The organism is uncultured Stenotrophomonas sp., assembly GCF_913778665.1.
GTDB lineage: Bacteria > Pseudomonadota > Gammaproteobacteria > Xanthomonadales > Xanthomonadaceae > Stenotrophomonas.
In genome coordinates this window covers 227,548-240,256 of record NZ_CAJYVQ010000002.1, presented here as the reverse complement: position 1 = coordinate 240,256, position 12,709 = coordinate 227,548, and the positions used below count along the sequence as shown (strand labels likewise).

Annotated in this window: 11 protein-coding genes; all 11 read left to right on the top strand. The window is 67.7% G+C overall.

Annotated features, from left to right (window positions below):
• Window positions 1-30: 30 nt before the first annotated feature.
• Window positions 31-570, top strand: coding sequence for a GNAT family N-acetyltransferase (locus QZ853_RS01995; protein ID WP_295570308.1), 540 nt, complete (start codon window positions 31-33; stop codon window positions 568-570).
• Window positions 567-899, top strand: coding sequence for a non-heme iron oxygenase ferredoxin subunit (locus QZ853_RS01990; RefSeq protein WP_295570305.1), 333 nt, complete (start codon window positions 567-569; stop codon window positions 897-899). The genes QZ853_RS01995 and QZ853_RS01990 overlap by 4 nt, the downstream gene beginning before the upstream one ends.
• Before the next feature lie 681 nt (window positions 900-1,580).
• A complete protein-coding gene (locus QZ853_RS01985) occupies window positions 1,581-3,905 on the top strand; it encodes a catecholate siderophore receptor Fiu (protein WP_295570302.1) in 2,325 nt (774 codons plus the stop codon).
• Window positions 3,906-3,952: 47 nt separating this feature from the next.
• Window positions 3,953-4,630 carry a Fe2+-dependent dioxygenase gene (locus QZ853_RS01980; RefSeq protein WP_295570300.1) on the top strand — a complete coding sequence of 226 codons (678 nt, stop codon included), beginning with the start codon at window positions 3,953-3,955 and terminating at the stop codon, window positions 4,628-4,630.
• Window positions 4,631-4,794: 164 nt separating this feature from the next.
• Entirely contained in the window at window positions 4,795-5,196 is a 402-nt protein-coding gene (locus QZ853_RS01975) for a hypothetical protein (protein WP_295570298.1), read from the top strand.
• A 148-nt stretch (window positions 5,197-5,344) separates the two neighbouring features.
• Window positions 5,345-7,765 (top strand): TonB-dependent receptor, encoded by a 2,421-nt coding sequence (locus tag QZ853_RS01970; protein ID WP_345777864.1) that lies wholly within the window; start codon window positions 5,345-5,347, stop codon window positions 7,763-7,765.
• Between the two features lie 205 nt (window positions 7,766-7,970).
• The gene (locus tag QZ853_RS01965) at window positions 7,971-8,609 is read left to right on the top strand and encodes a PepSY-associated TM helix domain-containing protein (RefSeq protein ID WP_295570296.1); all 639 of its coding nucleotides are present in this window, start codon (window positions 7,971-7,973) and stop codon (window positions 8,607-8,609) included.
• 26 nt (window positions 8,610-8,635) lie between these two features.
• Entirely contained in the window at window positions 8,636-9,154 is a 519-nt protein-coding gene (locus QZ853_RS01960) for a DUF2271 domain-containing protein (protein ID WP_295570295.1), read from the top strand.
• A gap of 122 nt (window positions 9,155-9,276) precedes the next feature.
• Complete coding sequence (locus QZ853_RS01955; protein WP_295570293.1) at window positions 9,277-10,080, top strand: DUF4198 domain-containing protein; 804 nt, start codon at window positions 9,277-9,279, stop codon at window positions 10,078-10,080.
• 51 nt (window positions 10,081-10,131) lie between these two features.
• Window positions 10,132-11,103: an FAD:protein FMN transferase gene (locus tag QZ853_RS01950; RefSeq protein ID WP_295570291.1), complete on the top strand. Its 972-nt coding sequence runs from the start codon at window positions 10,132-10,134 to the stop codon at window positions 11,101-11,103.
• Window positions 11,100-12,704, top strand: a complete 1,605-nt coding sequence (locus tag QZ853_RS01945) for a sulfite reductase subunit alpha (RefSeq protein WP_295570289.1) — start codon at window positions 11,100-11,102, stop codon at window positions 12,702-12,704. The genes QZ853_RS01950 and QZ853_RS01945 overlap by 4 nt, the downstream gene beginning before the upstream one ends.
• Window positions 12,705-12,709 lie beyond the last annotated feature (5 nt).

The window sequence follows — 12,709 nt, the reverse complement described above, 5'->3', positions numbered from 1 at the left end:
GCCCGCCCACGGCCCACCTAGAATGGGCCGATGAGCACCCTGACCTTCCGCGCCGCCACGTCGGCCGACATCCCCGCCCTGATCTCCCTGGTCACCTCGGCCTACCGTGGCGACGCCAGCCGCGTCGGCTGGACCACCGAAGCCGACCTGCTGGATGGCGCCCGCATCGACGCCGAAGGCATCCAGGCCGACCTCGACCGCCCGCGCTCGACCATCCTGCTGGCCGAACGCGAGGGCCAACTGGTGGCCTGCGCCCACGTCGCCGATGTCGACGGCAAGGGCTACTTCGGCATGTTCTCGGTTGACCCGGCCCAGCAGGGCGGTGGCGTCGGCAAGCAGCTGATGGATGCCGCCGAAGCACACGCCGCGCACGAATGGAACGTGCCGGTGATGCAGATGACCGTCATCGACGTGCGCGACGAACTGATCGCCTTCTACGAGCGCCGCGGCTACAGCCGCACCGGGATCAAGAAGCCGTTCCCGTATGGCGACGAACGCTTCGGCATCCCCAAGCGCGACGACCTGCGTTTCGAGATCCTGGAAAAGCCGCTGGCCGGAGCCGCCGCGTGAGCGAGTCCTGGACCTTTGTCTGTGCCGGCAACGAGCTGCTGCCGGGTGAAATGAAGAGCGTGTTCGACGAAGTGACCGGCACGCCGATCGTGGTGTTCAACCTCGATGGCGAGCTGTACGCACTGGAGGACCAGTGCACGCATGAAGAGTTCGAGCTGTCCTCGGGTGAGTTCAACACCGCCGAAGGCAGCGTGGAGTGCGTGCTGCATGGCGCGCGCTTCGACGTGCGCGATGGCCGCGCCCTGTGCGCACCGGCCTATACCCCGGTGCCCAAGTTCCCGGTCAAGCGGGAGCACAACGCGGTCTGGACGCGCGACGACCGGGATTGAGGCCGCGCCTGCGGCTGAGGGCATCCCCACCCATGGGGTGGATCTACAGAGGCGCCCCGAGGGCTCTTCCAGGGCGTTTCGGCGCCCCCGGCGGCCCGCCACAGCCTGTACATGCGAATCATTATCGTTGATGTTATTCTACGCAACATCTTTGTAACGACTCCACCCCTGCGCCATGGCTTCGCCCGCGCCCACCGCCACGCTGTGCCAGCTCGCCCGCCACGGGTGGCCGCTGCTTGTGGCGGTGCTGCTCACGCTTCTGCTGGGGTGGTCGGCGCTGCACGAGGGGCGCGGCACGGCAACCGTTGCCCTGCACACGGTGCACATCGAGGGTGCCGCGCCAGCGTCCCCGCCACATGCGCTGCCGCATGAACAAGCGATGCACCGCGCTGAGTCCGACCCGGATGGCGGTCGCGGCGACAAGCCACCGGTGCTGCGACCGCTCTGCCTGCACTTCCCACAGCCTGCCCCTTCGAACGCCCCGGCGCCGGTGACTCCAGGCTCTACGGTGCACGCGCCGGAACGACGCCAGCCCCCTTCACAGGCACCGCCCGCGCTGCTGGCCTGACGCTCTGCTGCGCGCTGCGCAGTCGTATCCGCACCTTCCCCTTTTGGCTCCATTCCCTGCTGCCGCGCCACCTGCGCCGGCCGCGCTTTCCTGCTCCCTCTCTGCAGACGCCCATGAACCCGATCAAGAGCCGCAAGCACCCTTCACCGCTTCGTACCCTGCCGCTGGCCACCGCTGGTCTTGCCGCCGGCCTTGGCCTGGCCGCGCTGCCCGTGGTGGCCCATGCCGAAGCCGCCGACAACGCGCGCACCCTGGACAAGATCGACGTCCACGCCACCCGTGGTTACAAGGCCGACAAGGTGGCCTCGCCGAAGTTCACCCAGCGCCTGCAGGACACCCCGCAGACCATCCAGGTGATCACCAGCGACCTGTTCAACCAGCAGGGCGCCACCACGCTGACCGAAGCGCTGCGCAACAGCCCCGGCGTGGGCACCTTCTATGCCGGCGAGAACGGCAACACCACCACCGGCGACGCGCTGTTCATGCGCGGCTTCGACACTTCCAACAGCCTGTACGTGGACGGTGTGCGCGATCTGGGCTCGATCTCGCGCGATGTGTTCAACATCGAACAGGTGGAAGTGACCAAGGGCCCGGCCGGCACCGATAACGGTCGTTCGGCACCCACCGGTGCGATCAACCTGGTCAGCAAGCAGGCCAACCTGCAGGACGTCACCTCGGCCAGCATTTCACTGGGCAGCGACCAGCAGCGTCGCACCACCGCCGACTGGAACCAGTCGCTGGGCCCCACCAGCGCGCTTCGCATCAACGGCATGTGGCAGGACAGCGACCAACCCGGCCGCGACCACGTGCGGAACAAGCGCTGGGGCATCGCACCGTCGTTGGCCTTCGGTCTAGGCACCGCGACCCGTTACTACCTCAACCTGCTGTACGTGAAGCAGGACAACGTTCCCGATGGCGGCGTGCCCACCCTGGGGCTGCCGGGCTGGACCCCGCAGCCGACGCTGGAAGCCCTGGTCGGCCACCCGGTCGATCCGGAAAACTTCTATGGCACCCGCGCCGACCACGATGACGTGACCGCGCAGATGGCCACCTTCCGATTCGAACACGACTTCAACGACAGCGTGCGCCTGACCAACACCGCACGCTGGGGCCGTACCGAACAGGACTACCTGCTCACCGCCTTCATGGGCACCGGCGTGCGCGGCGCGGGTGGCCGGCCGACCGGCAACATCACCTATGCCAACCCCGCCGACCTCTCCAGCTACGCCATCGCGCGCAGCCTGCCGACCTTCAAGGACCAGCGCAACACGATCCTCACCGACCAGTTGAACCTGCGCGCCGACTTCAACACCGGGGCGGTGGGCCACGCCCTCAGTGCCGGACTGGAATTCACCCGCGAAGAACTGGACAGCTACGGCCAAGCCGCCACCGGTGGCAGCAGCTGGCCGGCCGCCCACCTGTACGACCCGGACTGGAACGTCAGCGGCCTGGACTGGGCGCACAACGGCGCCGATGCGCACGGCAAGACGACCACCTCGGCGATCTATCTGTTCGACACACTCTCCTTCGGCGAGAGTTTCCTGCTGACCGCGGGCGTGCGCGCCGACCACTACAAGACCGAGTACGCCAGTGCGTCGGTGTGTGGCGGTCGTGGCGGCCCCGTGTGCGGCAGCAACCCCACCGGCACCGTGCTGCGCAACCCCACCCTGGACGCCAGCGACACCCTGCTCAACTGGAAGCTGGGCGCGCTGTACAAGGTCGGCGAAACGGTCAGCCTGTACGCCAACTACGCCATTTCCCAGCAGCCACCGGGCGGCGCGAACTTCCAGCTGAGCAGCTCGGCCAGCAGCGCCGACAACCCCAAGCTGGACCCGCAGAAGGCCAAGACTTTCGAAGTGGGCAGCAAGTGGGGCTTCATGGATGACGCACTGGCGGTGAACCTCGCGCTGTTCCAGACCGACGTGGACAACGAGATCAACACCACCGTGCTGGACGATGCCGGCAACCCCACGCAGACCGGCAGCAAGCGCGTGAAGGGTGTGGAGCTCTCCGCAGTCGGCCGCCTGACCGACAACTGGTCGGTCAGCGCCGGTTACAGCCATCTGGATACCGAAGTGAAGGAAGGTGCCAAGGTGGCTGCCGACGGCACCACCAACCTGACCTATACCCCGGACGACACGTTCACCGGCTGGACCAGCTACACGCTGCCCTATGGCATCACCTTCGGCGGCGGCGTGCGCTATGCCGCCGGTATGCACCGCGGCACTGACGGCGCGGTGGGCACCCCGTCGTTCACCAGATCCTACGTGGTGTACGACGCCGTCGTGTCCTGGGCGATCAACGAAAACATCTCGCTGCGCTTGAACGGGTACAACCTGCTCGACAAGCAGTACGTGGCCAGCATCAACAAGAGCGGCTACCGTTACACCCCGGGTGCCCCGCGCACCTTCCTGCTCAGCGCGGACATCCGCTTCTGATGCATTGCGCGGGGGAGCCACGCTCCCCCGTCCTCAAAGGAACCGCCATGCTGCTGCACATTCCCGACGTGCTTTCACCCCAGGACGTGACGCAGGCACGCAGGCGGCTCGACGCTGCAGACTGGGCCGACGGTCGCGAGACCGTCGGTGCGCAGGGCGCGGTGGTCAAGCACAACCAGCAGCTGCCGGAAGCCTCGCCCCTGAAAGCGGAGCTGGGACGGGACGTGCTGGCCGCACTGAGCCGCAGCCCCCTGTTCTTCGCTGCAGCGCTGCCCCTGAAAATCCTGCCGCCGCGTTTCAACCGCTACAGCGGTGGCGGCACCTACGGTTTCCATGTCGATGGCGCGGTAATGAACCTCGCCAGCGGCGAGCAGCTGCGCTCGGACATCTCCTGCACCCTGTTCCTGTCCGATCCGGACGAGTACGAGGGCGGCGAGCTGATCATCAGCGATACCTACGGCGAGCATGAAGTGAAGTTGCCGGCCGGCGACCTGATCGTGTACCCGTCCAGCAGCCTGCACAAGGTCAATCCGGTCACCCGAGGCGCGCGCGTAGCCTCGTTCTTCTGGGTGCAGAGCATGATCCGCGACGACGTGCAGCGGCGCCTGCTATGGGAGATGGACAGCTCGATCGAGCGCCTGCGGCGGACCGGTGGCGACGCCGAGGCGGTGCTGCAGCTGACCGGCGTGTACCACAACCTGCTGCGGCGCTGGAGCGAGGTCTGAGCCGCTTCCGGCCGCCCCAGGACAATTTGGCAATCATTCTCATTTGCAACAGCTAACAGCTCTCATTACAATCACGCCCCATTGATGCCGGCCGCTGCCGGCGACCGCCCGGGGATTCTTGCTTGCTGCGCCCGCTCCGCCCTCGCCCACTCATCCATCGCAAGATGGGCACCGCCATGCGCGGGCAGCGTCCCGCGCTGGCCAGCCTGCTGGTGTGGGTGGCGATGCTGGCGTTGCTGCTGGGCACCCTGCCGCTGCTGCCGCATCCGGCCACAGCGATGACCGTGCAGATGCCGTTGGAAGAACGCGGTGGCGAAGGCCCCTCGCAGGAAGAAGCCCCGGCCAAGCTGCGCCGCTGCGCCTCCAATCCGGTGAAAGCGGCCGAGAAGGCACGCCCGTCGCTGCTGCTGGCCAGCCAGTGGCTGCGCAGCGAACTTGAACTCGTACCCGCCACGCCGGCCATGCCCGGCGTGCGCCCGGACTGGCCGCTGGCCGCTCCGGACACGCCCTGGGCCGACGCGCCCGGGCGTCGCCAGCAACGCGGCCAAGCGCCGCCGCTCGCCTGATCCACGGCCCGCCGTGACCGCCTGCGCGGTCGCGCCCGCACGCCGCTGGCTGCTTCATCCCTGCCGCCCCTGACCGGGCTTTCCGTGCCCTGCCGTGCGCGCTCCGCACCCGGCATCGCGCTGCCTTACATCCTTCGAGGTATCTGCCATGGCCCAGCGCCATCGTCTCCGTTCGCCCCTGTCTCGCCCCCTGTTGACCAGCACCGTTCTGGCGGCGATGGCGGCCCCTGCTTTCGCCCATGCAGAGATCGCCGGCGCACCGCAGACGCTGGACAAGGTGGTGGTCACCGCCTCCGGCTTCGAACAGAAGGTGGTTGACGCACCGGCCAGCATCAGCGTGGTCAGCCGCGAGGAACTGAGCAAGCGCCCGTACACCAACCTGGTCGATGCGCTGCGCGACGTCGAAGGCATCGACGTCGGCCTGGAGGCCACCGACAAGAACGGCCGCGCCACCCTCTCGATGCGCGGCCTTCCCTCCGAGTACACCCTGGTGCTGATCGACGGCCGCCGCCAGAGCAACGTCGGCCAGCTGTACCCGAACAACTTCGGCGGAGGCCAGTTCGCCTACCTGCCGCCGCTGGACGCGATCGAGCGCATCGAAGTGGTGCGTGGCCCGATGTCCACCCTGTACGGCTCGGACGCGATGGGCGGCGTGATCAACATCATCACCCGCCGCAACCAGGACAGCTGGCACGGCGCGCTCACCCAGGGGTTCACCGTGCAGCAGGACGACCAGTTCGGTGATGCACGCACCACCGATCTGTACCTCAGCGGCCCGCTGCTGAAGGACCGCCTGAGCCTGGCGGTGCGCGGCAGTTACTACGACGCCAAGGCATCAAACCCGGAATGGGACGCGCTGACCCTGCCCGACGGCACGCTTTGGGAGCGCAGCATCGGCTTCGGTGGCGGTGGCAAGTCGGTGGCCAACACCAACTGGAACACCGGCGTGCGCCTGGACCTCCGCGTCAACGACGACCACGAGCTGTGGCTGGACTACGACGTCTCGCGGCAGAAGTACGACAACAGCGAAGGCCAGACCGGCACCCTGGACAGCCTGGCCAGCCTGTGGCGCGTGGGCAACGCGGTCATTCCGAACCCCAACGGCAGCGGCACGGTCACCCGCCGAGTGGTGCAGCCGCGCGTGGGCTACACGGCCTACCAGCGCTACGAGCGCGACCAGCTGTCGCTGACCCATCAGGGCCGTTACGGCTTCGGCACCTGGCAGACCTCACTGACCCACAGCAAGAGCAGCAACCTCGGCCGCTCGCTGCCGTTGACCCTGGACGAGCGCGCCAACCTGCAGACACTGTGGAATGACGCCTGCCGCCGCGCCGGCGCGGCCAACCACTGCGCGGCCGGCCGTGGCAATGCCCTGACCGCACTCAGCCCCAGCGAAATGGCGCGCCTGCAGGCGTTCCTGCCGCGTCCGCTGCGCACCATGGAACTGGAAGGCTACGTGCTCGACACGATGCTCGACCTCGACTTCGGCGCGCACAAGCTGACCGTCGGCGGCCAGTACAACGACACCGACATGATCGACGGTGTGTTCGGCATGGACGGAGCCGGCTACCGCAGCAACACCCGGCAGAAGCACCGCATGTGGGCGCTGTTCGCCGAGGACAACTGGGCGCTGACCGACACCCTTACCGCCACCTTCGGCCTGCGCTACGACGATCACAACATCTTCGGCAGCCATCTCAGCCCGCGCGGCTACCTGGTGTGGAACGCCAGCGATGCGTGGACCTTCAAGGGTGGCGTCAGCACCGGCTACAAGACCCCGCGGCCGGACCAGTTGTTCCCGGGCATCACCGGCTTTGGTGGCCAGGGCGTGCTGCCGCTGGTGGGCTCGCCCCACCTGAAGCCGGAAACCAGCACCAACTACGAGCTGGCCGCGTACTACGAAGGCCAGCGCTGGGGCTTCAACGTCACCGGCTTCATCAACATGTTCGAGGACAAGATCGCAAGCGGCGGGACCTTCCCGAACTGTGAAGTGGCTCCGGCCGGCAGTGGCTACTGCGTTGACATCGGCCCGGGCTGGGCGGCGCTGGGCTACAGTACCTTCACCCAGAGCGTGAACATCGAAAAGGCCGAAACCCGCGGTGCCGAACTGGCCGGCCACGTCGACCTGCTCGACCACCTGCAGCTGCGTGGGAACTACACCTGGACCAGGAGCGAGCAGACCAGCGGCCCGCAGAAGGGGCTGCCGATCACCGGCACCACCCCCGCCAAGCACATGGCCAATGCCAGCCTCAACTGGCAGCTCAACGAGGCCATCAGCCTGTCGCTGATCGGCGAGGGCCGCTACGACCGCTACCGCGACACGCTGTTGGACGCCAACGGTGCCAGCCAGACCCGCTACTACGAGGACTACACCATCTTTCACCTTGGGGGCAGCTGGAAAGCCACGCCATGGCTGACGGTGAACGCGCGAGTCAACAACCTGTTCGACAAGGACTTCGTCTCGCAGTCGTGCGTGCTGATCAGCCCAAGCGAGTTCAACTGCGTGGATGACTATGCAACCAAGGACCAGCGCCGCAGCTACTGGATCTCGTTGAACGCGAAGTTCTGACCGCCGCGCACCGCCCTGCCCTGGTGGGTGCCAACCTTGGTTGGCACCGCTTCATCCACGCATGCCGTTGATCCACCGGTCTGCGGTAGTGCCGGCCGCTGGCCGCAACCGCTGATACCCCGCCAGGGATACAGAACGATACGCAATTGCGAGCTATTCTCATCAATGATGTAATGGGCAGTCCCCGCCCGTTCCGAACCGTGCCGTGAGCCGTCCTGTCCCTTCCGCCGTGCAGCAGCAACAGAGCCGTGGCTTCTGGCTGCGTACGCTGCACCAGTGGCACTGGATCAGCTCGGCGGTCTGCCTGATCGGCATGCTGCTGTTCGCGGTGACCGGCCTGACCCTCAACCATGCGGCGAAGATCGAGGCCACGCCCGAAGTGCAGAACCGGCACCTGGAACTGCCGGCCGGACTGCTCGGCCAGCTCGGCACGCGCGAGGACGGCAACGCGCCGATTCCGCGCCCGGCCCGGCACTGGCTGGACAGCCAGCTGGGCATCGCCATCGGCGGCCGCCCGGCCGAGTGGTCGGCCGAAGAGATCTACCTGTCGCTGCCACGCCCTGGCGGCGACGCCTGGCTGAGCATCGATCGCATAACCGGCGCGGTGGAATACGAATCGACCTCGCGCGGCGTGGTGTCCTACCTCAACGACCTGCACAAGGGCCGCAACGCCGGACCGGCGTGGGGCTGGTTCCTCGACCTGTTCGCGGTGGCCTGCCTGGTGTTCTGCATCACCGGCCTGTTCCTGCTGCACCTGCATGCGCGGCAGCGGCGCATGACCTGGCCGCTGGTCGGCCTCGGCCTGATGATCCCGCTGCTGATCGCCCTGCTGCTGATCCACTGACTTTCCCTCGTTTCCGGAGCCGCTCCATGCGCGTGACCCTGACCATCGCCCTCAGCGGCCTGCTGGCCGCCTCGCCGGCCTACGCCGCCACCCTCGACATCAACGTTGAAGTGCCCAAGCTCAACGTGGCCGAATACCACCGCCCGTACGTGGCGGTGTGGCTGGAAGGCGCCGACCAGAAGGTCGCGGCCAACCTGTCGGTCTGGTACCAGCAGACCAGCAACAGCGAGGGCCACGGCACCAAGTGGCTGCCCGACCTGCGCCAGTGGTGGCGCAAGAGCGGACGCACCCTGCAGGTGCCAGTGGACGGCGTGACCGGCCCGACCCGCCCGGCCGGCAAGCACGCGCTGTCGTTCAACGACAAGCAACCGGCACTGAAACAGCTGGCACCGGGCAACTACACCCTGGTGGTGGAGGCGGTACGCGAAGTCGGCGGCCGCGAACTGCTGAAGATCCCCTTCACCTGGCCAGCCACCGCCGCGCAGAACGGCAAGGCCCAGGGCGCCACCGAACTGGGCCAGGTCACTCTCGCCGTAAAGCCGTAACTGCTTGAGCCGGGGTCGGATTCCTTCCGCAGGAAGGGTTTTGACCCCATCGCCCTACCCCTCGGGGTCAGAGCCCTTTCCGTTGGAAAGGGATCCGACGCCTTCCAACTGGAGTCTTCCGCATGAAGCGCACGCTCGTCCTCGCCGCCGCCCTGGCCGCTGCCCTTCCCTTCTCCGCCCTGGCCCACAAGGCATGGCTGCTCCCCTCGCAGACCGTGATCGCCGGCAACGCGCCGTGGATCACCGTCGACGGCGCGGTCTCCAACGACCTGTTCTACTTCAACCACGTGCCACTGCGCCTGGAGTCGCTGGTGATCACGGCGCCGGACGGCAGCAGCATGCAGCCGCAGAACGCCTCCACCGGCAAGTTCCGCAGCGTGTTCGACATCGAACTGAAGCAGCCGGGCACCTACCGCATCGCCTCGGTCAACGACGGCCTGTTCGCCACCTACGAACAGAACGGCGAGCGCAAGCGCTGGCGCGGTACCGCCGCCACCTTCGGCGAACTGCCCAAGGATGCGAAGAACCTGGAAGTGAGCCAGTCGGTTGGCCGCGTGGAGACCTTCGTCACCAACGGTGCGCCGAACGATACCGCGCTGAAGCCCACCAACCGTGGCATCGAGCTGGTCGCCGTCGGCCACCCGAACGACCTGTTCGCCGGCGAGGAAGCCACCTTCCGCGTGCTGGTCGATGGCAAGCCGACCGCCGGCCTGGAATTCGAGATCGTGCGTGGCGCTACCCGCTACCGCAACGCGCAGGACGAGCTGAAGCTGACCAGCGATGCCAAGGGCGAAATCAAGGTGACTTGGCCGGAAGCCGGCATGTACTGGCTTGAAACCGGCACTGAAGACAGCAAGACCTCGGTGAAGCAGGCCGCCAAGCGTCGCCTCAGCTACGTGGCCACGCTGGAAGTGCTGCCGCAGTAATGTGGACCGCGATGCCGGGCGCGCCCGGCGTCGCCGCCGCAACGCATCACCATGACCGATTCCCTGCTCGACATCGCCCGCCTTGGCGGCACCACCATGGGCACCACCTGGAGCGTGTCGCTGGTCGCGCCGCGCCAGCGCGACCTGCACCCGCTGCACGCCGGCATCCAGGCGCGCCTGGATGAGGTGGTCGCGCAGATGAGTACCTGGGAAACCCGCTCGAACCTCAGCCGCTACAACAGCGCCGATGCCGGCCAGTGGTGCACCCTGCCGAACGAGACCCGCAAGGTCGTGGTGTGCGCCCAGGCCATCGCTGCCGCCAGCGACGGTGCGTTCGATCCCACCATCGGTCCGCTGGTGGCACTGTGGGGTTTTGGTGCACATGCCGGTGAACGCCGCCAGCCCGACGCCGCTACGCTGCAGGCCACGCGCGAGCGCTGTGGTTGGCAGCGCCTGCAATGGCGGGGCAACGCACTGCTGCAGCCGGGTGGACTGGTACTGGATCTGTCGGCGATCGCCAAGGGGTTCGGCGTCGATCACGTGGCCGCCTGGCTGCGCGATCAGGGCATCGCTGCTGCACTGATCGAGGTCGGTGGCGAACTGGCCGGCTACGGCCGCAAGCCCGACGGCCAGCCGTGGCGCGTGCTGGTGGAATCCGCACCCGAAGAAGACGCGCACACCGAAACACCACCGCGGGTGCTGGCGCTGGACGGCAAGGCGGTCGCGACCTCCGGCGATCGCTGGCACCAGTACCAGACCGATGGCGAGGCCTACAGCCACAGCCTCGACCCGCGCAGCGGCAGGCCGGTTCGCCAGGTCGCAGCGGCGGTGACGGTGGTCGCCGACGACGCGATGCATGCTGATGCCTGGGCCACCGCACTGACCGTACTCGGCCACGAACAGGGCATGGCCCTGGCCGAACGCGAAGGACTGGCCGTGCGTTATCTGCAACGGGCCCCCGAAGGCCCCCGCGAGTTCCTCAGCAGCGCCTTCCAGCGCCTGCTCGACGGGCAGGACGCATGAGCGCACGTCCATCGCGCGCATGGCTCGGCAACGCACTGGTCCTGCTCCTGCTGGCAGTGATCGGCTGGGCGCTGCTGCGCCTGCATCTGGGCGAAGCATGGTGGCAGGGCGCGCCACCGGCACGGCAGTCGCAGATTGCGGTGTTCGCCACGGCGCTGTATGCGCTTGCCTGCGCTGCCCTGTGGTGGCGTGGGCGACCGCGCGACGATGCTGTTTCTGGCGACGTTGCACCGATCCTGCTGGTCTGGTCCAGCCAGACCGGCTTCGCCCGCGAACTGGCCGGACGCAGTGCCGAGGCATTGCGTGGTGCCGGCGTGCCGGTGCGCGTGCGCGGTCTGCATGAGGTCGACGCCACCTTGCTGGCCGGCAGCCAGCGTGCATTGTTCATCGCCAGCACCACTGGCGAAGGCGACCCACCCGATCATGCGCTGCCGTTCCTGCGCGGGGTGATGGCCTCACCGCCTGCGCTGCAGCACCTGCACTACGGCGTTCTCGCACTGGGCGACCGCAGCTATGGCCACTTCTGCGGATTCGGCCACCAGCTCGACCAGTGGCTGCGCCAGCACGGTGCGCATCCGCTGTTCGACGCCATCGAAGTCGACAATGCCGACCCGGCCGCACTGCGCCACTGGCAGCAGCTGCTCGGCCAGCTCGGCGGCGGCGCCAGCGAACTGCCCGACTGGAGCCCGGCCGAGTACCAGCCGTGGACGCTGCTGCAACGTGAGCATCTGAACCCGGGCAGCCCCGGCGGCCCCGTGTATTGGTTGCGCCTGCAGCCCCCGGCCGATGCAGATGCGCAGTGGCAGGCCGGTGACATCGCCGAGATCGGCCCGCAGCATGCATCGCACACCGTGCGTGCCTGGCTGGACGCACAACGCTTCGATGCGGATACCGTGCTGGATGACGGGGAGACGTTGCTGGCACGCGTCGCGCGCTCGCACCTGCCCTCATTGGTTCCCCCGGGTGATCTGCCCGCATTGCTGGCGGCCCTGCAACCGTTGCCCCATCGCGAATACTCGATCGCCTCGGTAATGGCCGACGGTGCACTCGAACTGCTGCTGCGTCGCCAACATCGCGCCGACGGCACGCTTGGCATCGGCAGCGGCTGGCTGTGCGACCACGCGGCCATCGGCGAGCCGGTACAGCTGCGCCTGCGCCGCAACGACAATTTCCATGGCGTGGCTGCCGACGTGCCGCTGCTGCTGATCGGCAACGGCACCGGCATCGCCGGCCTGCGCGCGCATCTGCACGAACGCGTGCGCAATGGCGCGCGCCGCACCTGGCTGCTGTTCGGAGAGCGCACCGCAGCGCACGATTTCCATTTCGGTGAAGAACTGCAGGCGATGCAGGCCGACGGCACGCTGGCTCAGCTGGATGCAGTGTTCAGCCGCGATGGCGGTTCGCACCGCTACGTGCAGGACCGGCTGCTGGCCGAAGCCGCAACGCTGCGGCAGTGGGTCGATGAAGGCGCGACGATCCTGGTCTGCGGCAGCCTGCAGGGCATGGCCCCAGCCGTGGACGCAGTGATCGAGCAGGTACTGGGAGCGGACGGCAAGGAAGCGTTGCTGACGGCCGGTCGTTACCGGCGGGATGTGTACTGAGGGCG